The following is a 25,221-nucleotide window of genomic DNA, read 5'->3' on the forward strand; positions in this document are numbered from 1 at the left end:
CTCTGTAAAGACCCCGCCGCACCCCGCGAAGGGGTGTGGCATGTGGATCCGGCGTGTTACTTGACGTCTTTCCAGAACGCTGCGTTCAGTCTCCAGGCAATGACCGTGAACACACCCAGGAAGAGCAGCACCCAGACACCGACGCGGATGCGGGTGTTCTGCGCGGGCTCACCCATCCATTGCAGGTAGCTCACGAGATCGCCGATATTCTGTTCGAACTGCAAAGGCGTCACCGTTCCAGGGGTCACCTGCTGCCAGCCCTTGAAGACCTGGGTCTTGTGGCCATGGCTTTCGTGCTCCTCGAAGACCGGGCGGCGGTCGCCCTGCATCTCCCACAGCACGTGCGGCATGCCCACGCTCGGGAAAGCCAGGTTGTTCCAGCCCGTGGCCTTGGTCTCGTCGCGGTAGAAGGTGCGCAGGAAGGTGTACAGGTAGTCCGCACCCGTGCCGCCATGGCCGGCGCGCGAACGCGCGATCACGGTCAGGTCGGGCGGGTTGGCACCGAACCATTCCTTGGCCTGCTTGGGATCGATGGACGCCTTCATGGTCTCGCCGACCTTGTCGGTCGCGAACAGCAGGTTGTCCTTGATCTCCTGCTCGGTCAGGCCGATGTCCTTGAGGCGGTTGTAGCGCATGAACGCCGCCGAGTGGCAGCTCAGGCAGTAGTTGACGAAGATCTTGGCGCCATTTTGCAGCGATGCCAGGTCATTGGTCTTGTTGGGCGCCTTGTCCCAGGCAATGCCGCCTTCGGCGGCCTGCGCACCCGAAACAATGCCCAGGGCTGCGATCAGCGTGAGGATGAGTTTCTTCATTGTTCTTGTCTCCCGCTCAGTGCGCGGCAAAGGTCACACGGTCAGGCACGGGCTTGGGCGTGCCCAGGCGGCTCCACCAGGGCATCAGGATGAAGAAGCCGAAGTAGAACAGCGTACCCACCTGCGAGACGCGCTCACCGATCGGCGACGGCGGCTGCACACCCAGGTAACCCAGGATCAGGAAGTTGAGCACGAAGATGCCGTACAGGTACTTGTGCCAGTCGGGACGGTAGCGGATCGACTTGACCGGGCTGTAGTCCAGCCATGGCAGGAAGAACAGGATGATCACGGCACCACCCATCACCACCACGCCCCAGAACTTGGCGTCGATGGCCAGCATCAGCGCGGCCACCACCAGGGCGGCGACCACGGCACCGGCCTTGATGAAGCTCGGGATCTTGAGCTTGACCGAAGCCAGCACGGCGCCACCCACCACGCACAGGATCAGCGCGTACATCATCTCGCTGGTGATGGCGCGCAGCATCGAGTAGAACGGCGTGAAGTACCAGACCGGCGCGATGTGCGCAGGCGTCTTCAGCGGATCGGCCGGGATGAAGTTGTTGTATTCGAGGAAGTAGCCGCCGAACTCGGGGGCGAAGAAGATCACCGCCGTGAAGGCCATCAGGAACACGCAGACACCGAAGATGTCATGCACCGTGTAGTAAGGGTGGAAGGGCACGCCATCCAGCGGCTTGCCGTTCGCATCCTTGGGCGCCTTGGGGCCCTTGATCTCCACGCCGTCGGGGTTGTTGGAGCCCACGTCGTGCAGCGCCAGCAAGTGGGCGACCACCAGGCCCAGCAGCACCAGCGGCACGGCGATCACGTGGAAGCTGAAGAAGCGGTTCAGCGTCGCATCGCCCACCACGTAGTCACCGCGGATCAGCAGCGCCAGGTCCGGGCCGACGAAGGGAATCGCGGCGAACAGGTTCACGATCACCTGCGCGCCCCAGTACGACATCTGGCCCCAGGGCAGCAGGTAGCCCATGAAAGCCTCGGCCATCAGGCACAGGAAGATCGCGCAGCCGAACACCCACACCAGCTCGCGCGGCTTGCGGTAGCTGCCGTAGATGAGCCCGCGGAACATGTGCAGATAGACCACCACGAAGAAGGCCGAAGCCCCCGTGGAGTGCATGTAGCGGATCAGCCAGCCCCAGGGCACGTCGCGCATGATGTACTCGACCGACTCGAAGGCCTTGGCCGCATCGGGCTTGTAGTGCATCACCAGGAAGATCCCGGTGACGATCTGGATCACCAGCACCAGCAGCGACAGCGAGCCGAAGATGTACCAGAAGTTGAAGTTCTTCGGCGCGTAGTACTCCGACATGTGCACGCGGTAGGCATCGAAGGCGGTCGGAAACCGGTTCTCGAACCAGTTGGTGACCTTCGCGCCAGCCGAGGCGTTGGGGGAGATTTCCTTGAATTCGTGGGCCATGTTCTTGTATCCCTCAAGCCTTGTCTTCACCGATCAGGAGGCGGGTCTCCGACAGGTACATGTGGGGCGGCACTTCCAGGTTGTCCGGGGCCGGCTTGTTCTTGAACACACGGCCGGCCATGTCGAAGGTGGAGCCGTGGCATGGGCACAGGAACCCGCCCTTCCAGTCGTCGGGCAGCGAGGCCTGCGCGCCCGTCTGGAACTTGTCCGACGGCGAGCACCCCAGGTGCGAGCAGATGCCCACCGCCACCAGGATCTCGGGCTTGATGGAGCGCGCTTCGTTGCGGGCGTATTCGGGCGTCAGTTCCGAGGGCTTGCGCTCGGACTTGGGATCCGCCAGCTGGCCATCGAGCTTGGGCAGCTCGGCGAGCTGCTCGGGCGTGCGCTTGACGATCCAGACGGGCTTGCCGCGCCACTCCACGGTGACTTTTTCTCCGGGTTTGAGCGCGGAGATGTCCACCTCGACGGCCGCACCTGCAGCCTTGGCCCGCTCGGAAGGCTGGAAGGTACTCACGAAAGGAACGGCGGTTGCCACGCCGCCCACCGCACCAGCACAGCCGGACGCAATCAGCCACGTCCGCTTGCTGGAGTCGATTGGGGTGTCACTCATGGGGATCCTCGATGTACATCGCTATTGGGGTCAACCGCGAATTGTAGCGGAGTGAAAAGGGTCATTGCAGGCGGACACTCCGCCTTGACAGGGGGCAGACCTGGGCAATACTCGCCTTCTTGTCTATTATCAAGAGGGGTTATCCATGGGCATTGCACAAGAGTTCCGGGAATTTGCGGTCAAGGGCAACGTGATCGACCTGGCCGTGGGGGTCATCATCGGCGGCGCCTTCGGCAAGATCGTGGATTCGGTCGTGTCCGACCTGATCCTGCCCGTGGTCGGGCTGGTGTTCGGCAAACTCGATTTTTCCAATCTGTTCGTCGTGCTGGGCAATGTGCCCGCCGGAACGGCCATGACGCTGGACGCCCTCAAGAAGGCCGGCGTGCCGGTGTTCGCCTACGGCAACTTCATCACCGTGGCAGTGAACTTCATCATCCTCGCGTTCATCATCTTCATGATGATCAAGCAGATCAACCGCCTCAAGCGCGAAACCCCGGCGGCACCCGCTGCTCCGGCCGCGCCGCCCGAAGACATCGCGCTGCTGCGCGAAATCCGCGACAGCCTCAGGAACCGCCAGCCCTGAGCATCCGGCGCTATCGCGCCAGTTGGCGGGCCATGCGCACGGCCTCCACCAGGCTGCTGGCGTCGGCGATGCCCTGGCCGGCGATGTCGAAGGCCGTGCCATGGTCGGGGCTGGTGCGCACCAGCGGCAGGCCCAGCGTCACGTTCACGCCCTTGTCCACCCCCAGGTACTTCACGGGGATCAGGCCCTGGTCGTGGTACATGGCCACCACCACATCGAACTCGCCTGGGTGGCCGGGCACATGGCGCGCGCGCATGAACACCGTGTCGGGCGCGAAGGGGCCGTGCACGTCCATGCCTTGCGCCCTCGCCGTCGCGATGGCCGGGGCGATGGTGTCCACTTCCTCCCGGCCGAACAGGCCGCCCTCGCCCGCGTGCGGATTGAGCCCCGCCACACCGATGCGCGGCGCGCGGCCCAGGGTGCGCAGCAGGGCGGCATGGGTGATCTGCAGCGTCTGTGCAAGGTTGGCGGGGGTCACGGCATCGATGGCGTCGCGCAGCGACATGTGGATGCTGACCAGCACCGTGCGCAACTCGTCGCTGGCAAGCATCATGCGCACCGGCATGGCGGCCAAGGGCACGCCCCGGTGCCGCGCTGCCTCGGCCTGCAGCAGTTCCGTATGGCCGGGGTAGTCCACGCCAGCGGCCGACAACGCCTCCTTGTGCAGCGGCGCAGTGACCAGCGCGGCCACGTCGCCGCGCAACGCGCCGCGCGCCGCCCACACCACGCATTCGGCAGCAGCGCGGCCGGCCTCGGCGCCGATATGGCCCCAGGGCTGCGGCCCGGGCAGCCCCGGCAACGGCAGCACCGGCACACAGCGCACAGGCACCTGCAGGGCCTGCTCCGGCGCCTCGATCAGCGCCACCGGCAGCGACGGCATGCCGGGGCGCTCGATGCACTGCGCCGCCCGGCGCAGCGTGGCCACATCGCCCACCACGAAGCAGCCGCGCAGATCATCTGGTGCATCGCGGAAGGCCTTGGCAATGATTTCGGGACCGATCCCGGCGGGATCGCCCTGCGTAATGGCGATGGCGGTGCTCATGCGGGGTTGTCCACCTCGATGAAGACATGCTCCACACCCGCCTGCTGCGCCACATGCGCGGCCACCGCCGGGGCGCCGTAGCGCTCCGTTGCATGGTGGCCCGCCGCGATGAAGCATACCCCCGTCTCGCGCGCCAGGTGCGCCTGGGGTTCGGAGATTTCGCCGGTGATGAAGGCATCGGCACCGGCAGCGATGGCCGGCTCGAAATAGCCCTGCGCCCCGCCCGTGCACCAGGCCACGCGGCGAATCGGCCGCTGCAACGCCCCCGGAGGTTGCACCAGCGTCACGGTGCGGCCGAGGGCCCCGGCCACATGGTCGGCCAAAGCCTGGCCATCGGTGAACTGCGCGCTGGCCACGCAACCCAGGTCCTGCTCGCCAAAACGCGCATCGGCCGCCAGGCCCAGCACCCGGCCGAGCTGCGCGTTGTTGCCCAGCTCGGGATGGGCATCGAGCGGCAGGTGGTAGGCGAACAGGTTGATGTCGTGCGCCAGCAGCAGCTGCAGGCGCTGTTTCATCCAGCCCACCACGCGGCCGTCCTGCCCGCGCCAGAAAAGGCCGTGGTGCACGAAGATCGCATCCGCCCGCGCATCGATGGCGGCTTCGATCAGCGCGCGGCTGGCCGTCACGCCGCTCACGATGCGGGCGATGTCTGCCTTGCCCTCCACCTGCAGGCCGTTGGGGCCGTAGTCCTTGAAGCGCGCGGGCTGCAGCAGCGCATCGAACGCCTGCAGAAGTTGGGGCCGGGAAATGCTCATAGGCCTATTGTCGCGCGGGTGCGGCACCACGCCCACAACCTCCAGCGGCACGCATGGAGGACAATGCTGCCATTCCCGCGCCGTGCGCGCACATTCCCCTGCGATGCTTTCCCCATCCAACCCATGAAGCGACTCTGGCTGCTGTTTTCCCAAACCGTGACGGTGCTCGTCGCGGCCTATTTCGTCGTGGCCACCCTCCAGCCTGGCTGGCTGGGGCACGGCACGGTGCGCTCGGGCGCGGGCATCGCGCTGATCGAGGCCCCCGCCAACACCTCGGCCACGGGCCAGCAGCCTGCCGCCGGCAGCTTCAGCGCCGCAGCGCGCAAGGCCGCGCCGGCCGTGGTGAGCATCAACACCAGCAAGGCCGTGCGCCATCCGCGCAGCAACGACCCCTGGTTCCAGTTCTTCTTTGGCGACCAAGGCAACAACAGCCAGCAGCAGCAGGCCGGCCTGGGCAGCGGTGTGATCATCAGCCCCGACGGCTACATCCTTACCAACAACCATGTGGTGGAAGGTGCCGACGAGATCGAGGTCACCCTCACCGACAGCCGGCGCGCCCGCGCGCGCGTGATCGGCACCGACCCCGACACCGACCTGGCCATCCTCAGGATCGAACTCGACAAGCTGCCCGTCATCGTGCTGGGCAATTCGGACACCCTGGACGTGGGCGACCAGGTGCTGGCCATCGGCAACCCCTTCGGCGTCGGCCAGACCGTGACCAGCGGCATCGTCAGCGCACTGGGCCGCACCCAGCTCGGGATCAACACCTTCGAGAACTTCATCCAGACCGACGCCGCCATCAACCCCGGCAACTCGGGCGGCGCGCTGGTGGATGTCAATGGCAACCTGCTGGGCATCAACACCGCCATCTACTCACGCTCGGGCGGCAGCATGGGCATCGGCTTTGCCATCCCGGTGTCCACGGCCCGCCTGGTGCTCGACGGCATCGTCAAGGACGGCCAGGTCACGCGCGGCTGGATCGGCGTGGAGCCCAACGAACTCTCGCCCGAACTGGCCGAAACCTTCGGCGTGAAGGCCTCCGAAGGCGTGATCATCACCGGCGTGCTGCAGGACGGCCCCGCGGCCCAGGCCGGCATGCGCCCGGGTGACGTGATCGTGAAGGTGGACGGCAAGAACGTGGGCAATGTCTCCGAACTGCTCACCGCCGTGGCGGCCCTCAAGCCCGGCACGGCGGCCCCCTTCAACGTCAAGCGCGCCGATGCCCTGGTCGAACTGAACATCACCCCGGGCCTGCGCCCCCGGCCGCAACGCAACGTGAGAAGGTAGACCCCCTGGCGAATCCGCCGCATCCGCAGATTGGCGGCGCTTGCACAGGGGAGCACTGGCATGACCGCGCCGGCTTCAAAGGTTGGCCGCTACCAGACTCATGCCCATAAAAAAAGCAACTGTCGCTCTTGGCTGCAGTTGCTTTTTTTTGGATCCATCCCATCGCGGGAAGGATGGCATCCGGTCAGGAGGAAGAGGACGACGAGGCCGTGCTCTCGGCGTCTTCCGGCGCCTTGGTGTGCTTGATGAAGAGCTGCGCGGCCCAGATGCCCACCTCGTACAGGATGCACATGGGAATGGCCAGCGCGAGCTGCGACACCACGTCCGGGGGCGTCACGATGGCCGCCACGACAAACGCCCCCACGACGAAGTAGCCGCGAAAGCTTTTGAGCTTTTCCACGCTGACGATGTTCATGCGGGCCAGCACCACCACCGCGATCGGCACCTCGAATGCCAGGCCGAAGGCCAGGAACATCGAGAGCACGAAGCTCAGGTAGGCCTCGATGTCAGGCGCGGCCGTGATGCTCTTGGGTGCAAAGCTCTGGATGAAGGCAAATACCTGCCCGAACACGAAGTAATAGCAAAACGCCACGCCGATGAAGAACAGCAGCGTGCTGGACACCACCAGCGGCAGCACCAGCTTCTTCTCGTGCGAGTACAGGCCCGGCGCCACGAAGGCCCAGACCTGCCACAGCACGAAGGGCAGCGCCATGAGGAAGGCCGACATCAGCAGGATCTTGAGCGGCACCATGAAGGGCGAGATCACCGAGGTGGCGATCAGCGTGGCGCCCTTGGGCAGGTGGGCCACCAGAGGCGCCGCCAGAAAGTCGTAGAGCGCGCCAGGGCCGGGAAAGAAGAACAGGATCGCCGCCGCGATGGCAATGGCGATGATGGCCTTGACCAGCCGGTCGCGCAGTTCCATGAGGTGCTGCACGAACGGCTGCTCGGTGCCGGCCAGTTCGTCTTCTTTGGGGGGAGTTTCGGACATGTTGGATTTTCAGGGGCGTGGGGGCCACCCATGCAGCGCGCACCGGAGGCTGCGCGGCATCGTCAATGGAATTTCTGGGGCCGGTAACGGGCAACGCGCGCCGCGCCGGACTGCGCCTTGGTGCGCACGCCGCTGCGCGACTTGTACCACTGGGGTGTGGCGCCGCGCTTGAGGCGCCAGTTCTTGCCAGGGTGCTTGTAGGCAGGCACCACCACCGAGGTCTCGAAGGGCTCGGGGGTGGTCATGTCCGTTGCGGCGGCCCAGTCCTTTTCGAACTCGCTGGCACCGGTCTGGATGGACTGCTGCACGTCGCGTGCGGCGCCTTCCACCGTGTCCTTCATCTTGCGCAGCTCGTCGAGCTCCATGGAGCGGTTGACCTCGGACTTGACGTCGGCCACGTAGCGCTGCGCCTTGCCCAGCAGGGTACCCACCGTGCGGGCCACGCGCGGCAGCTTTTCGGGGCCGATGACGATCAGCGCCACGGCGCCGATCAGCGCCATCTTGGACAGGCCAATATCAATCATGAAGCAGGTGACCGTTCAGCGGTCAGCTCTTTTGCTTGGCTTCGACGTCGATGGTGGTCTTGTCGGCCGCCTGGCTGCTGGTCACCTGACCCGCAGGAGGATTGACAGCACCGCTGTCTGCCGTGGAACCGTCCTTCATGCCGTCCTTGAAGCCCTTGACGGCGCCCCCCAGATCAGAACCCATGTTCTTGAGCTTCTTGGTGCCGAACACCATGACGACGATCAACAGCACGATCAGCCAGTGCCAGATGGAAAAAGAGCCCATGGAAAATCTCCTAACGAATTGCAATCATTTTAGACCCCGGCCGTGACCGGAGTTCACGCCCCCTGCGGCGAAACAGGGGTCTATCGCCGCAGAACGTCAGCTGGGGTCAGCCTTTGAGCCACGGGCGGGGACCGCCCATCACGTGGATGTGCAGATGGTGGATTTCCTGCCCGCCTTCAAGCCCCGTGTTTACCACGATGCGAAAACCGCCCTCCGGGTAGGGGTTGCAGCCCTGCTCCATGGCCAGCCTGGGCGCCAGCGCCATCATGCGCCCCAACACGCCGGCATGCGCCTCGGTGACCTGGGCCATGGAAGGGATATGCGCCTTGGGAACCATCAGGAAGTGCACCGGGGCCCACGGATGGATGTCATGGAAGGCGAACATGTCATCGTCTTCATGGACCTTCTTCGAAGGAATCTGGCCCGCGATGATTTTGCAGAAAAGGCAGTTCGGGTCGTGCATGGTGGGTGGATGGGAATAGGCGGTATGTCATTGCCAAAAGGCACATTCAGCCATTGTCGGCGATCTTGATGCTCGGGCGCACGCCCACGTCCTTGCGGTGGGCCTTCATCCAGGCCTTGCCCTGCTGGCGCCCCAGCTCGAACAGCTGGTGCACGAAGGCCGTATCGGCGCGTACCTTGCTGTCCGCGCCGAAGGAAGCGAGCACCGCGCCCCCGTCGATGCGGTGCATCAGCACATTCTTGTAGCGGCGCGCATCGAGCTTGCCCTCGGCCAGCAGCCGGCGCACGAACTCGATGGCGCGCAGCTCGGCCAGCAGGCTGGCGTTGAAGGTCACCTCGTTCATGCGCTCCATGATCTCGTGCGCGTTGTCCGGCACCGAGAGGTGTTCGATGGGGTTGATCTGCACCAGCAGAATGTCCGAGGTCTCGGTCTGGTAGATCAGCGGGTGCAGCGCCGGGTTGCCCGAATAACCGCCATCCCAGTAGTGCTCGCCATCGATCTCCACGGCCTTGAAGACCATGGGCAGACAGGCCGAGGCCATCACGGCGTCGGCGCTCAGCCGCGGACCCGAGAAGATCTCGCCACGTCCCGTGCGCACATTGGTGGCACACACGAAGACTTGAGGGACCACGGTCTCGATGCTGGCTCGCCTCGAACACAGCAGGCCGAAATCCACTTCGCGCTCCAGCAGCTTGCGCAACGGATTGAACCCGAGCGGATTGGTCTGGTAGGGCGAAAACCACTGGGACATCATGCCCACCAGCGGGTTCGCGGCCGACAGCGGCGTGCCCCAGGTCAGGCTGCCCAGAGACCCCACCCCCTGCCACAGCCGGGCAAGGGACTCCCGGGCCAGCGCGCAGCCGGCCGCATGGGCCTCGACGGGATCCTTGTGGGCCTGCGCCGCCTGGGCAAAGCCATGGGCCAGCGCCACGGCATTCATGGCGCCGGCGCTGGTGCCGCTGATGCCGTCGAAACGCCACTGCCCGTCTTCGAGCAGGGCATCGAGCACGCCCCAGGTCAGCGCGCCGTGGGAGCCCCCGCCCTGCAAGGCCAGGTTCAGGCGCCGCGGCGCCTGGGGTTCAGGCATCCACCGCCTGGTTCTTGCTCATGGCCAGCATGCCACGCACGATGCGGTACAGGAACCACAGCGAGATGATGCCCCAGGCGATCCAGCCGGGAATGATGAAGAACAGCCACAGCGGCGCGGTCACGGCGTACAGCACGCCGGCCCAGATAACGGAGCGGATGCGCCAGGAGAAATGGTTCTCCTGCCAGGTACCCTGGGCATCGCCGCGCTTGACCAGGTCGAGCACCAGGGCGATGACCAGCAGCAGCGCGCTGGCCTGCGTGCCCGGCAGCACGGCGCCCAGGGCCACGATCAGGTGCAGCGCATAGCTGACCCAGCCGATGTTCTTGAGGCTTTCGGCCTTCTGGTCATTGGTTCGCACGTCGATGATGTCGCTCATGGAGATCCTTCCTCGTGGGCTGCACGCGCAACGGCCTTGCGCAGGGCTTTCTCCTCGATGCCGCTGGTGCCTTCGCGGCGCTCGAGCTCGGTGACCACGTCGGCTGGCGACAGGCCATAGTGGGCCAGCGCGATCATGGAATGGAACCACAGGTCGGCCACCTCGTAGACCAGCTTGCTGGCATCGGCACCATGGTCCACGTCCTTGGCGGCCATCACCACCTCGGTGGCTTCCTCGCCGATCTTCTTGAGAAAGGCATCGGGGCCCTTGTGCAGCAGGCGCGAGACGTAGCTCTTGTCGGGGTCGCCCCCGTTGGCGGGTTTGCGGCTCTCGATGACGGCGGCCAGGCGCGCCAGCGCGCCCTCAGAGGACGGTACCAGGGAATCGTTGGAGCTCATGGTCTTATCTGTAGATGGATTCGGGGTCTTTCAAGACCGGATCGACAGTTTTCCACGCACCATCCTTGAGCACGCTGAAAAAGCAGCTGTGCCGGCCCGTGTGGCAGGCAATGCCGGGCGCGTGGCCCAACTGGGTCACCTTGAGCAGCACCACGTCGTTGTCGCAGTCCAGGCGGATCTCGTGCACGGTCTGCACATGGCCCGATTCCTCGCCCTTGAACCACAGCTTGCCGCGCGAACGGCTGAAGTACACGGCACGGCCGAGTTCTGCAGTCTTCGCGAGGGCCTCGCGGTTCATCCAGGCAAACATCAGCACGTCGCCCGTGCCCTGCTCCTGCGCGATCACGGGCACCAGGCCCTGCGCATCCCATTTCACTTCGTTGAGCCAGTTCATGGCCCGGATTGTCGGCGATTTGGGTGACCGGCCCGAATTGCAGGGCCCGGGGCAGACATGAAAACGGCCCCTCTGCACCCTGGTCGGGCAGAGGGGCCGCAGCGCAGCGGGCGCTCAGCGCAGGTTCAGCACGTTGGAGTAGCGCCCCGAACGCAGCATCTCTGCCGCTGCAGCCTGGCCATTCACGCCCAGTCCGTAGCCCAGGATAACGATGCTGCCGGCCAGCGCGCTCAGGTCCATGCCATTGATGTTGAGCACCGGCGCCGAGACGGGCAATGCCCCGACATACAGCGCTGCCATGTAGAACGGGTTGTAGGGCACGAAATTGGACCGCGCACCATCGAGCATGAACAGCTGGCCGTCGGGCAGCAGCAGGGCCACGAAGATCGCCCCAGGCTGGCCGGCGTGGGCTGCGGGCAGGGTCACGCCGGCCTTGGCCGTCAGGCTGGTGAGCGGCCCGCTCTGGGCGGTGCTGAACGCAGGCTGGTCGCCGGGGGCCGGGGTGCCCGTGCCAGGGGTGCCGCCGGAGCCCGGGTTGCCGGTATTGACCGGATTGCTGCTGTTGTCCACCCCGGCGTTGAGCGCGAGGCGCGTGGGCGTGCTCACGACGCCGTTGGAGGTGGTCACCCCGTTGCCCAGCACGCCGCCATCGGTGCGACCCCAGGTATAGACCGCACCGTCGGGCATGAGCGCCGCTGCGGCGAAGGCACCCACGAAGACATGCGACACCGGACCGGGCAGGCCCTGCACCTGCACCGGTCCCACCTTGGCATTGGCAGGCACCGAGTCCCACTTGGTAGAGACCGTCGTTCCGTCTCCGAGCAGGCCGCTGGCGCCCTGGCCGCACGCAAACACGCTGCCGGCACCGTCCACGAACAGCGCGGAGCCACCGCCCGCCGCGATCTGGCGCAGGTTGGCCAGGTTCTTGATGGTGTAGGGCTGGGCCGCCGTCTGTGGGTTCTCCTGGCCACAGGTCAGCACGCCGCTGCTGGTGTCGCCCCAGGCCAGCGCCTGGCCATTCTTGATGCCGTAGTACAGCCCGGCCGCGTTGCCCGTGGCCGTCGCATCGATGAAAGCCAGGCCCGTGGGCTGGAGCGCCGTCACGCCCAGAGGGTCGGTGGCAGCGTTCACCGCCTGCATGGGGTTGTCGCGCACGCTGTTGCTGCCCCAGCCGATCAGGCTGCCGTCCTGGCGCCGGCCAATCATCTGGGTGCCTGTGACGGCAAGTTGCACGATGCCGGTGGCACCGGCGACGGGCAGCGGCTGCCCCCGCTGCTGCGGGCCGTTGGGCCCCAGGCCCAGGTTGCCATAGCCGCTGTCATAGCCCCAGGCCCAGACCTGCCCGTTGCCGTCCGTGGCATAGAGCGAGTAGCCATTGGTCGCGGCCAGCACCGAGACGATGCCCGAGAGGCCCGGCACCTGGACAGGCTCGTAGCGGAACTGCCCGCCCGAGGTGTTGGAGCCGATGAGGCCGTCGGAGACATTGCCCCAGACCCAGACGCTGCCATCGCGCTTGACGGCCGCCGACAGTTGCCCCCCTGCGGTCACGGCAACCACGTCCGTGCCCAGCGCGGCGATCTTCGCGGGCGCAGGGTTGCTGCGGTCGGCCTGGCCCCGGCCCAGTTGCCCTGAGTCACCGCGCCCCCACGAGGTGACGCTGCCATCCGCATGGAGCAGCAGCATGTGGTAGTCGCCGATGACGACGTGCGGAATGGCGGCCATCGCCGGGCCGGCCAGCCCGAGCAATGCGCCGGCCAGCACGAGGGCCCGGCGCAAGAACCTGTTCAAAGAATCAGCCATGGAGCAGCTCCTGCAAGAGGGAAAGAAGGTGCCTGGATTCTTCCGCCGCCGGCGTTCGCCGTCTGTCCCTCGAACACGGGACAAAACGGTTCATGTGCAAGCAGCTGTGACAGCAGGCCCCGCGTATCATGAAATGCACCGCCGAGCTTCCAAGGCCTGCCCCCTCCATGTCCGCTTTGCTCTCCGTGCTCGTGATCGAGGACGACCCGCTCTTCAGGCAGCGCCTGTGCGACAGCATTGCCGCCGCGCCCGACCTGCGCCTGGTGGGCGCTGCCGGTGACGCGGCCTCGGGACTGGCCCTGCTGGCCCGGCACCAACCGCAAGTCCTGCTGCTCGACCTGGGCCTGCCCGACCTCAACGGCATCGAAGTGATCGTGCGCAGCGCAGGCGTGGCACCCCATTGCGAGGTGGTGGTGGTCACGGTGTTCGGCGACGAGGCCCATGTCATGCAGGCGCTGGCTGCGGGCGCCACGGGTTATGTGCTCAAGGACACACCGGCCCTGGACCTGGCCGAGATGGTGCGTGCCGTGCATGCGGGCGGCAGCCCCATCAGCCCCGTGATAGCGCGCCGCCTGCTGACCCGGCTGGCGCCCGCCGGCCCGTCGCGCCAGCGCGTGCAGGCCGGCCCGCCGGAAACCGCGGCCAGCGAAGCCGACGCGGGCCTGCTCAGCGAGCGCGAATGCGAGATGCTCGGCATGGCCGCCAAGGGCTACAGCTACCGCGAGATCGCGCAGATGATGGGCGTGACCCAGCAGACCGTGCTCACCTACGTCAAGCGCAGCTACCGCAAGCTGCAGGTGCACTCCCGCTCCGAGGCCGTCTACGAAGCCCGCAAGCGCGGGCTGATGGGCGACTGAAGGCCCCGCTGCCCGTGACACCTGTGGCCCGCCCATCCTCCACGCGACCGCCATGCCGGCAGGCCCTGCGCTGGATGGTGGCCGCCTGCCTGGCCACGCCCCCACTGCTGGCCCAGGCTGCCGCACCCGAGGCCGCAGCATCCATGCCGGTCACGCGCATGGAGCGCTGGGCCCCGAGGCCGGGAACCGAGCCCTCCATCGGCCCGCCCGCAGACGACGCTGCGCAGGGCACCTGGCATGCAGTCGACCTGCCGCAGGCGGTGCGGCGCCAGCCGATCACCCGCGCCGCCGTCAACCTGCCCCTGCCCACCGTCTGGCACCGTACCCCCTGCCCGGCGCCCGTCGCACAGGAGACCCTGGCCCTGTACCTGCCGCGCGTCAACGGCGGCCCCTTGCAGGTCTGGATGCGCACGGCGCAGGGCACGCGGCAGTTGCTGGACAACAGCCCGGCATGGCCCTCGCAGTGGAACCAGCCCATCCTGCTGCGCCTGCCCGGCGCCGCCTCCCCATCCTCGCAGCCGGGCGGCGGTTGCTGGCTGTTCCTCGCGCTGCCGCCGCGCGCCGATGGCAGCTATGCCCTGAGCCGCCTGTGGATGGGGCCGGAGCCCGAGGTCCAGGGCCTGTGGTCGGCGCGCCAGCGCTGGGTCGTCACCGTGCCCCTGGCGGCCAGCACCACGCTGCTCATGCTCGGGCTGTTCTCGCTGGCCTTCTGGTGGCGCCGCCGGCAGGACACGGCCTACCTGTACTTCGGGCTCGCGTCGCTGGCCTGGTGGCTGCGCAACCTGCACTACGGCATCGAGCTGCCGCAGAACCTCGACGCCCTGCGCTGGTTCTGGTGGGCCACCGATGCCTCGATGACCTGGGTCATGCTGCTGGTCTACCTGTTCTCCCTGCGCTTTGCCACGCGCCGCTTCCCTTGGGTAGAACGCCTGCTGCTGGGCTTTGCACTTCTGGTATCGGCCCTGTCCATGCCGTTCCTGCCCTGGGCCCTGGATACGCCGCTGCTGCTGCATGCCGCCAATACGCTGGTCGCCATGGGCGTGACCCTGCTCATCGCCGGGTCGGCCTGGCGCGGCAGCCGCGAGTTGCGCGTGCTGACTGTGGCGCTGTGCATCTGCCTGGGCCTGGGCGTGCACGACCTGGCGCTGCTGCAGCTGCGCATCTCGCCCGAGAGTCTGTACCTCATGCCCTACGCCATGGTGCTGGTGCTGGGCGCCTTCCTGTACGCCGTGAACCGCCGCTACATCGATGCGCTGGAGCATGCCGAGGGCGCCGCCCAGGTGCTGCAGGACAGGCTGGCCGAACAGCAGCGCGCGCTGCAGGGCAATTTCGTCCTGCTGGCCGAGGTGGAGAACGAGCGCGTGCGCCTGATGGAGCGCCAGCGGCTCACGCGCGACATGCACGACGGGCTGGGTGCCATGCTGGTGTCGTCGCTCGGCCAGATCGAGCAGGGCCGCCTGTCGCAGCCCGAGGTGGCCCAGGTGCTGCGCGACTGCCTGGAGGACTTGCGCCTGACCATCGATTCCATGGAGCCCATCGACCAGGACCTCACCACCCTGCTGGCGACCCTGCGCCAGCGCGTGGGCCATCGGCTGGCACAGGGCGGCATCACCCTGCACTGGCACATGGACGACCTGCCGCCGCTGCCCTGGCTGGATGCCCCTGCGGCACTGCACGTGCTGCGCATCGTGCAGGAGGCACTGGCCAACGTGGTCAAGCACTCCGGGGCAGGCAACGTCACGCTGTCGGCCAGACTGGACGCGGGGCCGGGGGTGTGCGTGCAGATCGAGGACGACGGGCGCGGGCTGCAGGCCCGGCCGCATGGGCACCAGGGCCGCGGGCTGGGCCACATCGAGGAGCGCGCACGGCAGTTGGGCGGCCATGCGCGGATCGTGCTGGGGGCCGGGGGCGGCACAGTGGTGCAGCTGTGGCTGCCGCTGCAGGGCCCGCCGCCTGTGGCGGAGGGGTTCAGGCACTCGCGCTGGCCTGCACCCTAGTCCACTGAAACCGAGAAATCGGCTGCAGTGAACTAGCAGTGCATCAGGGCTGTGCCACCGTCAGGAAGACCCACTTGCGGTCCCAGTTCCTGCGGCCCAGGTACTTGATGGCGATCACATAGCGGCCGGGCGGCAGGAAGTCCTGCGTCAGCGTCTCCTGCTGCGTGACCACGGGCTGGCCGTTGATGCGCACGCTCTGCTGCGCCACCATTTCGGTCTCGCTCTCCAGGCCTTGGTCGTCAAGCTCATACACCGTGACGTCGGGCTCTTCCTTTTCTTCGCCCACGTGGGGCAGACCCATGGCGTTGGGACGGGTGAGCACGTCGAGCGCCACCTTGCCGTCCACCGGCTCGCGCACGATCCAGTAGACCTCGCGCACGTTGTCGTTGAGCTCCTTGAGCAGGGCCTTGAGCTGGGTGTACTCGGCCTTGTCGGCAATCACCTGTACGGGCTTGCCTCCGATCGTCGCGTCGAAGCAGCGGCCGATGCGGTCCACGCAGGGCGCGCGATCAAAATAGCCGCTCACATACGAAGGCGCGGGCACCTGGGCGAACACGGGTGCCACCACCAGACCCGCCACCAGGGCAAGCGTCCAGCGCACAGGGGGCAGCCGGCTCACAGGCGCACGGGGATGCCCCGCCCTGCCATGTGCTGCTTGGACTGGCCCACGGTGTACTCACCATAGTGGAAGATGCTGGCGGCCAGCACCGCGTCGGCGCCGCCGAGCTGGATACCGTCGGCCAGGTGGTCGAGGTTGCCCACGCCGCCCGAGGCGATCACGGGCACGCTCACCGCATCGCTCACGGCACGGGTGAGCGCCAGGTCGAAGCCGGCCTTGGTGCCGTCGCGGTCCATGCTGGTGAGCAGGATCTCGCCCGCGCCGCGGCGCGCCATCTCGGTGGCCCAGGCCACGGCGTCCAGGCCGGTGTTCTTGCGCCCACCATGGCTGTACACATCCCAACCCGGGCCCACGGCCTTGCCGTCGGCGCCGGTGCGCTGCGCATCTTCTTCGGAGCGGCGCTTGGCATCGATGGCCACCACGATGCACTGCGCACCGTACCTGTCCGAAGCGGCATTGATCACGTCGGGGTCGGCGATCGCGGCCGAGTTGAAGCTGGTCTTGTCGGCGCCCGCATTGAGCAGGCGGCGCACATCGGCCACCGTGCGCACGCCGCCGCCGACGGTGAGCGGAATGAACACCTGGCTGGCCACGGCTTCGATGATGGGCAGGATCAGGTCGCGCCCGTCGCTGGTGGCGGTGATGTCGAGAAAGGTCAGTTCGTCGGCACCCTGCGCGTTGTAGCGCGCGGCGATCTCGACCGGGTCGCCCGCATCGCGCAACTCGACGAAGTTGACGCCCTTGACCACGCGGCCTCCGGTCACGTCCAGGCAGGGGATGATGCGTTTGGCAAGCATGGCAGTCAAAGGTAGTCGTTGGGGCGCGCTTTGCGCGTCAGCCGTTGAGTTCATCGGCGCGCGCCTGCGCCGCCGCGAAATCGAGGTCGCCGCTGTAGATGGCGCGCCCGCAGATCACGCCTTCCACGCCCTCGCCCTCGACGGCGCAGAGCTTTTCGATGTCGGCCATGTTCGACAGGCCGCCCGAGGCGATCACCGGGATGCTCAGCGACTGCGCGAGCTTGACGGTGGCTTCGATGTTGATGCCCGAGAGCATGCCGTCGCGGCCGATGTCGGTGTAGATGATCGACTCGACGCCCCAGTCCTCGAACTTCTTGGCCAGGTCCACCACCTCGTGGCCGGTGAGCTTGCTCCAGCCGTCGGTGGCGACCTTGCCGTCCTTGGCGTCGAGGCCGACGATGATGTGGCCGCCGAAGGCGCTGCAGGCGTCCTTGAGGAAACCGGGGTTCTTCACGGCTGCCGTGCCGATGATCACGTAGCGCAGGCCGCCGTCGATGTATTTCTCGATGGTGTCCAGGTCGCGGATGCCGCCACCGAGCTGCACCGGGATGTCCTCGCCCACTTCCTTGAGGATGGACTTGATCGCCGTGAAGTTCTTGGGCACGCCGGCGAAGGCACCATTCAGGTCCACCAGGTGCAGGCGGCGTGCGCCCGCCTCCAGCCACTTGCGCGCCATGGCGGCAGGGTCTTCACCGAAGGTGGTGGATTGGTCCATATCGCCTTGCTTGAGGCGTACGCAGTGGCCGTCCTTGAGGTCGATGGCGGGAATGAGCAGCATGGTGGGTTCGGGTGGAAAGGGGCGAGGCCGGGCTCGGCCCGAACAGGGTTGGAAAATAAAGACTCAGGGATTCCAGTGGAGGAAATTGCGGTACAGCGCCAGGCCGTGCTCCGCACTTTTCTCGGGGTGGAACTGGGTGGCAAAAATATTATCGCGTGCAATCGCCGCGGCGAACACACCGCCGTAGTCGGCTTCGCCCGCGCAGTGGGCCGCGTCCTTGGGCCGGGCATAGAAGCTGTGCACGAAGTAGAAGTAGCTGCCATCGGGCACGCCGGCCCAGACCGGGTGCACGCCGGCGCTGCCATGGGGCACCTGGCGCACCTGGTTCCAGCCCATCTGCGGCACCTTGAAGCGGCTGCCGTCGGGCTGGTTGCGGCCGGCGAGGTCGAACTTGGTCACTTCACCGGGGATCAGCGACAGGCCGGGCGTGTCGCCCTCGGCGCTGTGGTCGAGCAGCATCTGCATGCCCACGCACACGCCGAACATCGGTTTGCCGGCAGCCGCTTCGAGCACGGACTGCTGCAGGCCCGAGTCGCGCAACTCGCGCATGCAGTCAGGCATGGCGCCCTGCCCCGGCAGCACGATGCGCTGCGCAGCGCGCACCTCTTCAGGGCGCGAGGTGACGAGCACGGTCCAGCCCGAGCCCTCGGCCGCGGCCTGCACGGCCTGCGACACCGAGCGCAGGTTGCCCATGCCGTAATCAACCACGGCGACGGTTTTTGCTTCCATATTCATAGCTATCGGCGCTTGGTCAAAAAGCGGTAGCGGCCTTTTTCTTGGCGAAGGGGTATCAGAGACTGCCCTTGGTGGACGGAATGGTGCCGGCGGCGCGCGGGTCGCGCGTGAGGGCCGAGCGCAGCGCGCGGGCAAAGGCCTTGAACACCGTTTCGCACTGGTGGTGCGCGTTGATGCCCTTGAGGTTGTCGATGTGCAGCGTCACGCCCGCATGGTTCACGAAGCCCTGGAAGAATTCGTAGGTGAGCTGCGTATCGAAGCCGCCGATGCTGCCCGCCGTGAAAGGGATGTGCAGGTGCAGCCCGGGGCGGCCCGAGAAATCGACCACCACGCGGCTCAGCGCCTCGTCCAGCGGCACGTAGGCATGGCCGTAGCGGGTGATGCCCTTCTTGTCGCCCACGGCACGCGCGAAGGCCTGACCCAGGGTGATGCCCACGTCTTCCACCGTGTGGTGGCCGTCGATGTGCAGGTCGCCGTCGCAGTCGATCTCCAGGTCGATCAGCCCGTGGCGGGCGATCTGTTCGAGCATGTGGTCGAAAAAGCCGATGCCGGTGTGCAGCTTGGCCTGGCCGGTGCCGTCGAGGTTGATGCGCACCGTGATGTGCGTCTCGGCGGTGTTGCGGCTGACCTCGGCGGTGCGGTCGGCCTGGGGATCGGTCGAGGCGGAAGTTACGAGAGCAGAAGAAGTCATAGGGAGGCTTGGAGCGCAGCAAGCATCTGCGCGTTGTCGTCGGCGTTGCCCACCGTGAGGCGCAGGCAGTTCACCAGCATGGGGTGCATTGTAGAAACGTTCTTGACGAGGACCTTGCGCTTTTTCATGCCCTCGCAGGTTGTGGCGGAATCGGCCACACGCACGAGCACCATGTTGGCCTCGCTGTCCCAGCACTTTTCGATGCCCGGCAGGGCCCTGAGGGCCTGCATCAGCAGTGTGCGCTGGGCGCGCAGCTCGGCCGCCTGGTCGGCGAACACGTCGGCATGCTCCAGCGCGAACAGCGCTGCCTCGCAGTTGAGCACGCTCACGTTGTAGGGCGGGCGCACCTTGTCGATCTCGGTGGTCACGGCCGCCGGCGCGATGAGGTAGCCCAGGCGCACCCCGGCCAGGCCGAACTTGCTGAGCGTGCGCATGAGCAGCACGTGGGCGTTGCGCGCGGGCTCGGCGCGCATGCGGTCGATCCAGGTGCGGCTGGCGAAAGGCTGGTAGGCCTCGTCCATCACCACGAAGCCGCCCTGTGCGCCCACCGCGTCGATGATGCGCTGTACGGCACCCTCATCCCACAGCGTGGCCGTGGGGTTGTTGGGGTAGGCGATGTAGGTGATGGCCGGGCGGTGCTGGGCGATGGCGGCCAGCATGGCGGGCTCATCGAGCTCGAAATCGGGTGTGAGCGGCACGCCCACGAAATCCAGGCCCTGCAACTGCGCGCTCAGCGGGTACATCACGAAGCCGGGCATGGGTGCCAGCATGGTGGCGCGCTCGCCCGGTTGGGCGCAGGCCAAGGCCAGCAAGGTGATGAGTTCGTCCGAGCCGTTGCCCAGCACGATGCCATGGCCCTCGGGCATGCCGGCGTACTTCGCCAGCGCGGCCTTCAGGTCGTTCAGGCGCTCGCCGGGGTAGCGGTTGAGTGCCAGCGCGCCCAGGCGCTGGCCCAGCGCGGCCTGCAGATGGGCGGGCAGGCGAAAGGGGTTCTCCATCGCGTCCATCTTGAGCATGCCGGCGGACGGCTGCACGCCATAGGCGTGCATGGCGCGCACGTCGGCACGGATGCGGTTCAGGGCGGCCAAGGGCGGGGCAATGGTGGTCATTCTGCGGTATCCAGTTCGTGGGGGGCGACAAGAAAGGGGTTGATGCAGCGCACGGCGTCCAGCATCTGGTCGTGCGGCAGCGCCTCGGTGAGCAGGTAGCGGCAGCCCTGCTGGTGGGCCGAGGAGACGATGAGGGCGTCCCAGTAGCCCAGGCCATAGCGGTCCTGCAGGTCCCAGGCGCCGTCCACCGTATAGGCATCGAGGTGCGGCGGCAGCCACACGCGCAGGCGCCGCACCTGGGCGCGCACCAGCGGCACGGTGCGCGGGCCCTCGAAGCGCTGGATGGCCTGGTTGTACAGCTCGTTGAGCACCTGCGAGCTGATGCGGCCGCTGCGCGTCTGCCAGCAGAAGGTCAACCACTCGCGCGCCCGTGTCTGGCGCGCCGGGTCGCGGTCGTCCACGCTGGCGAGCAGCAGCTCGGTGTCGACGAAGAGGGGGACGGTGGTACTCATCGTTTGAACAGAATCTCGCGCGGTACATAGGGGCCGCTGGATGCCCCCCAGCTCTCGAAGCCCAGCGCCTCGCGCATGGCCTGGGCATAGGCGTCTTCCTGCCGCATCTTCTCGGCCAGCCACTCACCCACCAGGCGCGACACGCTGCTGCCGCGCTTGGCGGCTTCGATGCGCACCCATTCGGCGGCGGCGTCGTCCATGGTGATGGTGACGTTTTTCATGGCTCAAATATTACACGAACTTCGTGCTTCACGAAGTTCGTGTGAAAAAATTCAGGCGGCTTGACGGCCGCTGGCCTCCAGCACGCGGCAGGCCATCTCGCCCACGGCGCGCAGGGCCACCAGGTGTGCCGGGGTCCAGTCACCCCCCACGCCGATGCGCAGGCAGTTGCGAAAACGCCCGCTGGCGCTGAACACGGTACCGGGCGCGATCAGAATGTGCTCGGCCAGGCAGGCCTCGTGCAGCTGCACCGAATCGAGCGCGCGCGGCAGCTCCACCCACAGCAGCATGCCGCCAGGCGGGTCGCTGACCCGCGTGCCCGGCGGAAAATGTGCGCCGATGGTGTGGCGCACCTCGTCGAGCCGGGCCGCTGCGGCGGCGCGCAGCTGGCGCATGGCGGCCGCATGGCCACTCTGGTTGATCAGGTCGGCCAGCGCCAGCTCCAGCACGGCCGACTGGCCACCGGCCTGCATGTCCTTGATGCTGCGCAGTTGCTCGGTCCAGCGCCCCGCCTCGACCCAGCCCAGGCGCAGGCCGGGGGCCAGCGTCTTGGAGAACGAGTCGCAGAGCATGACGTGGCCCGTGGTGTCGTAGGACTTGACGGTGCGGCGCATCTCGTCGGACTCGGCCAGGTCGGCGTAGATCGCGTCTTCGATCACGGCCATGCCGTGGCGCGAGGCCATCTGCGCCAGGCGCCGACGCTCGGGCTGGGGCATGCAGCTGCCCAGCGGGTTGCTCAGCGTGGGGACCACCATCAGGGCCTTCACGGGCTGCGTGTCCAGCGCAAGCTGCAGCGCATCGAGCGAGATGCCGTGGCGCGGGTGCGTGGGGATCTCCAGCGCCTTGAGGTGCAGGCCCTGCAGCACTTCGAGGAAGGAGAAGTGCGTCGGCGACTCCAGCGCCACCACGTCGCCTGGCTGGGTGACGGCACGCAGGCACAGGGCGATGCTGTCCATGCAGCCGCCGGTGATCACGATGTTCTCGGGGTCCAGGCTGCAGCCCAGGCCCACGGCATAGCGTGCCAGGGCGCGCCGCGCCTCCTCCTGCCCGGCCGAGGACGGGTAGGTGCACAGCAGCTGCCGGTTGCGCTGCACCGATCGCACCACGGCGCGGCGCACGCGGTCGGGGTTGAGCATGTCGGGCCCCGGCGTGCCGCTGCTGAATGAGAGCATGTCCACCGGCTGGGCGCGGCCCATGATGCGCTGGCCCAGCCAGTCCACCGACACCTCGCGCGGGCGGCGCAGCGGGCGCGGGGTCGTGGGCTCAGGCAGGTTGACCGGGCGCGCCGCCACGAAGAAGCCCGAGCGCGGGCGCGCGGTGATCAGCCGCGCGTCTTCGAGCCAGTGGTAGGCCTGCACCACGGTGCTCTGGGCCACACCGCGCTGGCGCGCCAGCTCGCGCACCGAGGGCATCTTTTCGCCGCGCGCCAGGGTGCCGTTGCGCACCAGCTCGGCCAGCTGGGCCGCGATCTGCAGGTAGAGGGGGGTGGTTTCCACGGCGTCCATGGCTTCATTCTGTACTGGCAGGGCCAGCGGTGGCCAGTACAGATTGCCCCCAGCCAGTACGACACAGAGCCCTGCAGCGGGGGATCTGTACTGCACCAGCTCGCGCCGTGCTGTGGCTGGTGGCCCAGGGCCCGGGCGCGCACAGTGCAAGGCATGAACCCACTGCACACCCCCTCCCCCGCTTTGCCCACTGTCCCTCCGCTGCGGCCACAGGCCCTGGCGCTGCAGTGGAACCGCCAACCCTTGCCGCCCCTGCAGGCGGTGCAAACACTCGAATTCCGCGCCGGCGAAACCGCCTTGCTGGAAGTGGAGCAAGGCCGGGTCTGGGTGACCTGCGACGGCCTGCTCGAAGACTATTTTCTGGAAGCCGGACAACGCCTGAGCTTCACCGGGCCGGTGCGGCTGCGTGTAAGCGCCGAGGGTCAGCGCCCTGCACGCCTGAACTGGGCCAGCCTGCGCGCCAGCGATGCGGCCAGCCGCGCCACCACCCCGCTGGCCGGTGCGCAGCCCGCTGCAGGCCTGCGCATGCGCGCGGCCTGACGCCAGCCGTCAGCCCCGCGCTGGCGGCACCGGCACGAGCCGCAGCTCGGCAGCGCGCGCATGGGCCTGCAGGCCTTCGCCATAGGCAAGTTCAGCCGCAATGGTGCCCAGGGCCTGGGCGCCGGCCTCGCTCACCTCGATGAGGCTGCTGCGCTTCTGGAAGTCGTACACCCCCAGTGGCGAACTGAAGCGTGCCGTGCCGCTGGTCGGCAGCACGTGGTTCGGGCCGGCGCAGTAGTCGCCCAGGCTTTCGCTGGTATAGGCGCCGAGGAAGATGGCGCCCGCGTGGCGCAGCAGCGGCTCCCAGCGGTGGGGTTCGTTGCTGCTCACCTCCAGGTGCTCGGGGGCGATGCGGTTGCTGATGGCGCAGGCCTCTTCCATGCTGCGCGTGTGGATCAGCGCGCCGCGGCCGTTCAGGCTCTTGGCGATGATCTCGGCGCGCGGCATGGCGGGCAGCAGGCGGTCGATGGCCTCCTGCACGGCGTCGATGTAGGCGGCGTCGGGGCACAGCAGGATGCTCTGCGCCAGCTCGTCGTGCTCGGCCTGGGAGAACAGGTCCATGGCCACCCAGTCGGCCGGGGTGCTGCCGTCGGCCAGCACCAGGATTTCGCTGGGGCCGGCGATCATGTCGATGCCCACGGTGCCGAACACGCGCTTCTTGGCGCTGGCCACGTAGGCATTGCCCGGGCCGGTGATCTTGTCGACCTTGGGCACGGTCGCGGTGCCATAGGCCAGCGCAGCCACGGCCTGCGCCCCGCCAATCGTGAAGGCGCGCGTGACGCCGGCCACGTAGGCGGCGGCCAGCACCAGTTCGTTGCGCTCGCCCTTGGTAGACGCCAGCTGCGCGCCCGAGCCGCCGGTGGCGACGCTGCCGCGCACGGGCGTGGGCACCACCATGATGATCTCCTGCACGCCGGCCACGTGGGCGGGGATGGCGTTCATGAGCAGGCTCGACGGATAGGCCGCCTTGCCGCCAGGCACGTAGATGCCCACGCGGTCGAGCGGGGTGACCTTCTGGCCCAGCAGGGTGCCGTCCTCGTCGCGGTAGCTCCAGCTCTCGCCCGAGGCCTTCTTCTGCGCCTCGTGGTAGCTGCGCACCCGCTTGGCCGCGGCCTGCAGGGCATCGCGCTGGGCCGCGGGAATGGCGTCGAACGCCGCCTTGAAATCGGCCTGCGTGAGTTCGAGTCCGGCCATGGAATCGGCCGCCAGGCCGTCGAAGCGCGCCGTGTAGTCGAGCACGGCGGCATCGCCGCGCGCCTGCACGTCGGCCAGGATGTCGGCCACGCGCTGCTCTATGGCTGCATCCGTGTCGGCGGACCAATGCAGGCGATCGCGGAAGGCGGCTTCGAAATCGGCGCTGTCGGTACTCAGGCGAACGGGCTTGGCTTGCATGGCTTTCGGGTCTCTGTCGCTGTGGGAAATCGGTGGATCGTTCAGGCGCGCGCTGCGGTGGCTGCGGCAAAGGCATCGATGATGCGGCGCAGCGGGGCCTGCTTGAGCTTGAGCGCGGCCTGGTTGACGACCAGGTAGGAGCTGATGTCCATGATGCGCTCGACTTCCACCAGGTGGTTGGCGCGCAGGGTGTTGCCGGTGGACACCAGGTCGACGATGGCGTCGGACAGACCGATCAGCGGCGCCAGCTCCATGCTGCCGTAGAGCTTGACCATGTCCACATGCACGCCCTTGGTGGCGAAGAAGTCGCGCGCGATGGAGGTGTACTTGGTGGCCACCTTCAGGCGCGAGCCCTGCTTGACGGCGCGCTCGTAGTCGAAGTCGTTGCGCACGGCCACGCTCACGCGGCACTTGGCGATCTGCAGGTCCAGCGGCTGGTACAGGCCCTGGCCGCCATGCTCGATCAGCGTGTCCTTGCCGGTCACGCCGATGTCGGCACCCCCGTACTCCACGTAGGTGGGCACGTCGGTGGCGCGCACCAGCACCACGCGCACATCGGGCTGGTTGGTGGGCAGGATGAGTTTGCGCGATTTTTCGGGGTCTTCGAGCACCTCGATGCCGGCGGCGGCCAGCAGCGGCAGGGTTTCGTCGAAGATGCGGCCCTTGGACAGGGCGAGGGTGATCATGGTCATACGGATTCTCTGAAAAGGG

General features: G+C 67.4%; 30 protein-coding genes. 5 read left to right on the forward strand and 25 right to left on the reverse strand.

Going from position 1 to position 25,221, the window contains the following annotated elements:
• Positions 1 to 56: 56 nt before the first annotated feature.
• Genes U5N23_RS24150 through petA form a run of 3 tightly spaced genes read right to left on the reverse strand, consistent with a single transcriptional unit; the run spans position 57 to position 2,854 of the window.
• Positions 57 to 812 carry a cytochrome c1 gene (locus U5N23_RS24150; protein WP_322595241.1) on the reverse strand — a complete coding sequence of 252 codons (756 nt, stop codon included), beginning with the start codon at positions 810 to 812 and terminating at the stop codon, positions 57 to 59.
• Positions 813 to 828: 16 nt separating this feature from the next.
• Complete coding sequence (locus U5N23_RS24155; protein WP_322595242.1) at positions 829 to 2,244, reverse strand: cytochrome bc complex cytochrome b subunit; 1,416 nt, start codon at positions 2,242 to 2,244, stop codon at positions 829 to 831.
• A gap of 13 nt (positions 2,245 to 2,257) precedes the next feature.
• Positions 2,258 to 2,854 carry a ubiquinol-cytochrome c reductase iron-sulfur subunit gene (petA, locus tag U5N23_RS24160; RefSeq protein WP_007854498.1) on the reverse strand — a complete coding sequence of 199 codons (597 nt, stop codon included), beginning with the start codon at positions 2,852 to 2,854 and terminating at the stop codon, positions 2,258 to 2,260.
• A 145-nt stretch (positions 2,855 to 2,999) separates the two neighbouring features.
• On the opposite strand from petA, the gene mscL reads away from it, so the two are divergent.
• Entirely contained in the window at positions 3,000 to 3,437 is a 438-nt protein-coding gene (gene mscL / locus U5N23_RS24165; protein ID WP_322595243.1) for a large conductance mechanosensitive channel protein MscL, read from the forward strand.
• Positions 3,438 to 3,447: 10 nt separating this feature from the next.
• Here mscL and pdxA read toward each other — a convergent pair whose 3' ends face one another.
• Positions 3,448 to 4,479, reverse strand: coding sequence for a 4-hydroxythreonine-4-phosphate dehydrogenase PdxA (gene pdxA, locus U5N23_RS24170; RefSeq protein WP_322595244.1), 1,032 nt, complete (start codon positions 4,477 to 4,479; stop codon positions 3,448 to 3,450).
• Positions 4,476 to 5,234 (reverse strand): Nif3-like dinuclear metal center hexameric protein, encoded by a 759-nt coding sequence (locus U5N23_RS24175; RefSeq protein WP_322595245.1) that lies wholly within the window; start codon positions 5,232 to 5,234, stop codon positions 4,476 to 4,478. The genes pdxA and U5N23_RS24175 overlap by 4 nt, the downstream gene beginning before the upstream one ends.
• A 123-nt stretch (positions 5,235 to 5,357) precedes the next feature.
• Here U5N23_RS24175 and U5N23_RS24180 point away from each other — a divergent pair, with 123 nt between their 5' ends.
• Positions 5,358 to 6,521, forward strand: coding sequence for a S1C family serine protease (locus U5N23_RS24180; protein ID WP_322595246.1), 1,164 nt, complete (start codon positions 5,358 to 5,360; stop codon positions 6,519 to 6,521).
• Positions 6,522 to 6,705: 184 nt separating this feature from the next.
• Here U5N23_RS24180 and tatC read toward each other — a convergent pair whose 3' ends face one another.
• From tatC to U5N23_RS24225, 9 genes are all read right to left on the reverse strand, one after another.
• The gene (gene tatC / locus U5N23_RS24185; protein WP_322595247.1) at positions 6,706 to 7,509 is read right to left on the reverse strand and encodes a twin-arginine translocase subunit TatC; all 804 of its coding nucleotides are present in this window, start codon (positions 7,507 to 7,509) and stop codon (positions 6,706 to 6,708) included.
• A 62-nt stretch (positions 7,510 to 7,571) separates the two neighbouring features.
• The gene (tatB, locus tag U5N23_RS24190) at positions 7,572 to 8,033 is read right to left on the reverse strand and encodes a Sec-independent protein translocase protein TatB (RefSeq protein ID WP_322595248.1); all 462 of its coding nucleotides are present in this window, start codon (positions 8,031 to 8,033) and stop codon (positions 7,572 to 7,574) included.
• A 22-nt stretch (positions 8,034 to 8,055) separates the two neighbouring features.
• On the reverse strand, positions 8,056 to 8,298 hold the full coding sequence (gene tatA / locus U5N23_RS24195) for a Sec-independent protein translocase subunit TatA (protein WP_057205028.1): 243 nt from the start codon (positions 8,296 to 8,298) through the stop codon (positions 8,056 to 8,058).
• Positions 8,299 to 8,404: 106 nt separating this feature from the next.
• Positions 8,405 to 8,761, reverse strand: a complete 357-nt coding sequence (locus U5N23_RS24200; protein WP_322595249.1) for a histidine triad nucleotide-binding protein — start codon at positions 8,759 to 8,761, stop codon at positions 8,405 to 8,407.
• Positions 8,762 to 8,807: 46 nt separating this feature from the next.
• The gene (locus U5N23_RS24205) at positions 8,808 to 9,848 is read right to left on the reverse strand and encodes a patatin-like phospholipase family protein (RefSeq protein ID WP_322595250.1); all 1,041 of its coding nucleotides are present in this window, start codon (positions 9,846 to 9,848) and stop codon (positions 8,808 to 8,810) included.
• Positions 9,841 to 10,227, reverse strand: coding sequence for a hypothetical protein (locus U5N23_RS24210; protein ID WP_322595251.1), 387 nt, complete (start codon positions 10,225 to 10,227; stop codon positions 9,841 to 9,843). The genes U5N23_RS24205 and U5N23_RS24210 overlap by 8 nt, the downstream gene beginning before the upstream one ends.
• The gene (locus U5N23_RS24215; RefSeq protein WP_322595252.1) at positions 10,224 to 10,625 is read right to left on the reverse strand and encodes a phosphoribosyl-ATP diphosphatase; all 402 of its coding nucleotides are present in this window, start codon (positions 10,623 to 10,625) and stop codon (positions 10,224 to 10,226) included. The genes U5N23_RS24210 and U5N23_RS24215 overlap by 4 nt, the downstream gene beginning before the upstream one ends.
• A gap of 4 nt (positions 10,626 to 10,629) precedes the next feature.
• Complete coding sequence (gene hisI, locus U5N23_RS24220) at positions 10,630 to 11,028, reverse strand: phosphoribosyl-AMP cyclohydrolase (RefSeq protein ID WP_322595566.1); 399 nt, start codon at positions 11,026 to 11,028, stop codon at positions 10,630 to 10,632.
• A gap of 105 nt (positions 11,029 to 11,133) precedes the next feature.
• On the reverse strand, positions 11,134 to 12,819 hold the full coding sequence (locus U5N23_RS24225) for a hypothetical protein (protein WP_322595253.1): 1,686 nt from the start codon (positions 12,817 to 12,819) through the stop codon (positions 11,134 to 11,136).
• 167 nt (positions 12,820 to 12,986) lie between these two features.
• Between U5N23_RS24225 and U5N23_RS24230 the strand changes: the two genes are divergently transcribed.
• Complete coding sequence (locus U5N23_RS24230; RefSeq protein WP_322595254.1) at positions 12,987 to 13,676, forward strand: response regulator transcription factor; 690 nt, start codon at positions 12,987 to 12,989, stop codon at positions 13,674 to 13,676.
• A gap of 23 nt (positions 13,677 to 13,699) precedes the next feature.
• Entirely contained in the window at positions 13,700 to 15,673 is a 1,974-nt protein-coding gene (locus U5N23_RS24235) for a sensor histidine kinase (RefSeq protein ID WP_322595255.1), read from the forward strand.
• Positions 15,674 to 15,716: 43 nt separating this feature from the next.
• Here U5N23_RS24235 and U5N23_RS24240 read toward each other — a convergent pair whose 3' ends face one another.
• The 9 genes from U5N23_RS24240 to U5N23_RS24280 all read right to left on the reverse strand — a co-directional run bounded on the left by U5N23_RS24240 (position 15,717) and on the right by U5N23_RS24280 (position 22,578).
• Positions 15,717 to 16,274 carry a hypothetical protein gene (locus U5N23_RS24240; protein WP_322595256.1) on the reverse strand — a complete coding sequence of 186 codons (558 nt, stop codon included), beginning with the start codon at positions 16,272 to 16,274 and terminating at the stop codon, positions 15,717 to 15,719.
• Between the two features lie 14 nt (positions 16,275 to 16,288).
• The gene (gene hisF, locus U5N23_RS24245) at positions 16,289 to 17,089 is read right to left on the reverse strand and encodes an imidazole glycerol phosphate synthase subunit HisF (protein ID WP_322595257.1); all 801 of its coding nucleotides are present in this window, start codon (positions 17,087 to 17,089) and stop codon (positions 16,289 to 16,291) included.
• Between the two features lie 37 nt (positions 17,090 to 17,126).
• On the reverse strand, positions 17,127 to 17,867 hold the full coding sequence (gene hisA / locus U5N23_RS24250; protein ID WP_322595258.1) for a 1-(5-phosphoribosyl)-5-[(5-phosphoribosylamino)methylideneamino]imidazole-4-carboxamide isomerase: 741 nt from the start codon (positions 17,865 to 17,867) through the stop codon (positions 17,127 to 17,129).
• Positions 17,868 to 17,930: 63 nt separating this feature from the next.
• Positions 17,931 to 18,602 carry an imidazole glycerol phosphate synthase subunit HisH gene (gene hisH, locus U5N23_RS24255; RefSeq protein ID WP_322595259.1) on the reverse strand — a complete coding sequence of 224 codons (672 nt, stop codon included), beginning with the start codon at positions 18,600 to 18,602 and terminating at the stop codon, positions 17,931 to 17,933.
• A 55-nt stretch (positions 18,603 to 18,657) separates the two neighbouring features.
• Positions 18,658 to 19,293 carry an imidazoleglycerol-phosphate dehydratase HisB gene (gene hisB / locus U5N23_RS24260; RefSeq protein WP_322595260.1) on the reverse strand — a complete coding sequence of 212 codons (636 nt, stop codon included), beginning with the start codon at positions 19,291 to 19,293 and terminating at the stop codon, positions 18,658 to 18,660.
• Positions 19,290 to 20,402, reverse strand: a complete 1,113-nt coding sequence (hisC, locus tag U5N23_RS24265; RefSeq protein WP_322595261.1) for a histidinol-phosphate transaminase — start codon at positions 20,400 to 20,402, stop codon at positions 19,290 to 19,292. The genes hisB and hisC overlap by 4 nt, the downstream gene beginning before the upstream one ends.
• Entirely contained in the window at positions 20,399 to 20,854 is a 456-nt protein-coding gene (locus tag U5N23_RS24270; protein ID WP_322595262.1) for a PIN domain-containing protein, read from the reverse strand. Before U5N23_RS24270 ends, hisC begins: the two co-directional genes overlap by 4 nt.
• On the reverse strand, positions 20,851 to 21,075 hold the full coding sequence (locus tag U5N23_RS24275; protein WP_179681935.1) for a CopG family transcriptional regulator: 225 nt from the start codon (positions 21,073 to 21,075) through the stop codon (positions 20,851 to 20,853). Before U5N23_RS24275 ends, U5N23_RS24270 begins: the two co-directional genes overlap by 4 nt.
• 51 nt (positions 21,076 to 21,126) lie before the next feature.
• Positions 21,127 to 22,578 (reverse strand): PLP-dependent aminotransferase family protein, encoded by a 1,452-nt coding sequence (locus tag U5N23_RS24280; protein WP_322595263.1) that lies wholly within the window; start codon positions 22,576 to 22,578, stop codon positions 21,127 to 21,129.
• A gap of 153 nt (positions 22,579 to 22,731) precedes the next feature.
• Between U5N23_RS24280 and U5N23_RS24285 the strand changes: the two genes are divergently transcribed.
• A complete protein-coding gene (locus U5N23_RS24285) occupies positions 22,732 to 23,118 on the forward strand; it encodes a DUF2917 domain-containing protein (protein WP_322595264.1) in 387 nt (128 codons plus the stop codon).
• 9 nt (positions 23,119 to 23,127) lie between these two features.
• Here the strand turns inward: U5N23_RS24285 and hisD are convergent, their stop codons facing one another.
• Both hisD and hisG read right to left on the reverse strand, forming a co-directional pair.
• On the reverse strand, positions 23,128 to 24,510 hold the full coding sequence (gene hisD, locus U5N23_RS24290) for a histidinol dehydrogenase (RefSeq protein WP_322595265.1): 1,383 nt from the start codon (positions 24,508 to 24,510) through the stop codon (positions 23,128 to 23,130).
• A gap of 41 nt (positions 24,511 to 24,551) precedes the next feature.
• Positions 24,552 to 25,196 (reverse strand): ATP phosphoribosyltransferase, encoded by a 645-nt coding sequence (gene hisG, locus U5N23_RS24295; protein WP_369819501.1) that lies wholly within the window; start codon positions 25,194 to 25,196, stop codon positions 24,552 to 24,554.
• Between the last annotated feature and the right edge of the window lie 25 nt (positions 25,197 to 25,221).

Source organism: Acidovorax sp., assembly GCF_034519795.1.
Classification (GTDB): Bacteria; Pseudomonadota; Gammaproteobacteria; order Burkholderiales; family Burkholderiaceae_C; genus Acidovorax.

Excerpts from the sequence above, each read along its gene's own strand:
- U5N23_RS24150 (WP_322595241.1), bottom strand. The coding sequence starts at position 812 with ATGAAGAAACTCATCCTCACGCTGATCGCAGCCCTGGGCATTGTTTCG.
- U5N23_RS24155 (WP_322595242.1), bottom strand. The coding sequence starts at position 2,244 with ATGGCCCACGAATTCAAGGAAATCTCCCCCAACGCCTCGGCTGGCGCG.
- petA (WP_007854498.1), bottom strand. The coding sequence starts at position 2,854 with ATGAGTGACACCCCAATCGACTCCAGCAAGCGGACGTGGCTGATTGCG.
- mscL (WP_322595243.1), top strand. The coding sequence starts at position 3,000 with ATGGGCATTGCACAAGAGTTCCGGGAATTTGCGGTCAAGGGCAACGTG.
- pdxA (WP_322595244.1), bottom strand. The coding sequence starts at position 4,479 with ATGAGCACCGCCATCGCCATTACGCAGGGCGATCCCGCCGGGATCGGT.
- U5N23_RS24175 (WP_322595245.1), bottom strand. The coding sequence starts at position 5,234 with ATGAGCATTTCCCGGCCCCAACTTCTGCAGGCGTTCGATGCGCTGCTG.
- U5N23_RS24180 (WP_322595246.1), top strand. The coding sequence starts at position 5,358 with ATGAAGCGACTCTGGCTGCTGTTTTCCCAAACCGTGACGGTGCTCGTC.
- tatC (WP_322595247.1), bottom strand. The coding sequence starts at position 7,509 with ATGTCCGAAACTCCCCCCAAAGAAGACGAACTGGCCGGCACCGAGCAG.
- tatB (WP_322595248.1), bottom strand. The coding sequence starts at position 8,033 with ATGATTGATATTGGCCTGTCCAAGATGGCGCTGATCGGCGCCGTGGCG.
- tatA (WP_057205028.1), bottom strand. The coding sequence starts at position 8,298 with ATGGGCTCTTTTTCCATCTGGCACTGGCTGATCGTGCTGTTGATCGTC.
- U5N23_RS24200 (WP_322595249.1), bottom strand. The coding sequence starts at position 8,761 with ATGCACGACCCGAACTGCCTTTTCTGCAAAATCATCGCGGGCCAGATT.
- U5N23_RS24205 (WP_322595250.1), bottom strand. The coding sequence starts at position 9,848 with ATGCCTGAACCCCAGGCGCCGCGGCGCCTGAACCTGGCCTTGCAGGGC.
- U5N23_RS24210 (WP_322595251.1), bottom strand. The coding sequence starts at position 10,227 with ATGAGCGACATCATCGACGTGCGAACCAATGACCAGAAGGCCGAAAGC.
- U5N23_RS24215 (WP_322595252.1), bottom strand. The coding sequence starts at position 10,625 with ATGAGCTCCAACGATTCCCTGGTACCGTCCTCTGAGGGCGCGCTGGCG.
- U5N23_RS24225 (WP_322595253.1), bottom strand. The coding sequence starts at position 12,819 with ATGGCTGATTCTTTGAACAGGTTCTTGCGCCGGGCCCTCGTGCTGGCC.
- U5N23_RS24230 (WP_322595254.1), top strand. The coding sequence starts at position 12,987 with ATGTCCGCTTTGCTCTCCGTGCTCGTGATCGAGGACGACCCGCTCTTC.
- hisF (WP_322595257.1), bottom strand. The coding sequence starts at position 17,089 with ATGCTTGCCAAACGCATCATCCCCTGCCTGGACGTGACCGGAGGCCGC.
- hisA (WP_322595258.1), bottom strand. The coding sequence starts at position 17,867 with ATGCTGCTCATTCCCGCCATCGACCTCAAGGACGGCCACTGCGTACGC.
- hisH (WP_322595259.1), bottom strand. The coding sequence starts at position 18,602 with ATGAATATGGAAGCAAAAACCGTCGCCGTGGTTGATTACGGCATGGGC.
- hisB (WP_322595260.1), bottom strand. The coding sequence starts at position 19,293 with ATGACTTCTTCTGCTCTCGTAACTTCCGCCTCGACCGATCCCCAGGCC.
- hisC (WP_322595261.1), bottom strand. The coding sequence starts at position 20,402 with ATGACCACCATTGCCCCGCCCTTGGCCGCCCTGAACCGCATCCGTGCC.
- U5N23_RS24270 (WP_322595262.1), bottom strand. The coding sequence starts at position 20,854 with ATGAGTACCACCGTCCCCCTCTTCGTCGACACCGAGCTGCTGCTCGCC.
- U5N23_RS24275 (WP_179681935.1), bottom strand. The coding sequence starts at position 21,075 with ATGAAAAACGTCACCATCACCATGGACGACGCCGCCGCCGAATGGGTG.
- U5N23_RS24280 (WP_322595263.1), bottom strand. The coding sequence starts at position 22,578 with ATGGACGCCGTGGAAACCACCCCCCTCTACCTGCAGATCGCGGCCCAG.
- U5N23_RS24285 (WP_322595264.1), top strand. The coding sequence starts at position 22,732 with ATGAACCCACTGCACACCCCCTCCCCCGCTTTGCCCACTGTCCCTCCG.
- hisD (WP_322595265.1), bottom strand. The coding sequence starts at position 24,510 with ATGCAAGCCAAGCCCGTTCGCCTGAGTACCGACAGCGCCGATTTCGAA.
- hisG (WP_369819501.1), bottom strand. The coding sequence starts at position 25,196 with ATGATCACCCTCGCCCTGTCCAAGGGCCGCATCTTCGACGAAACCCTG.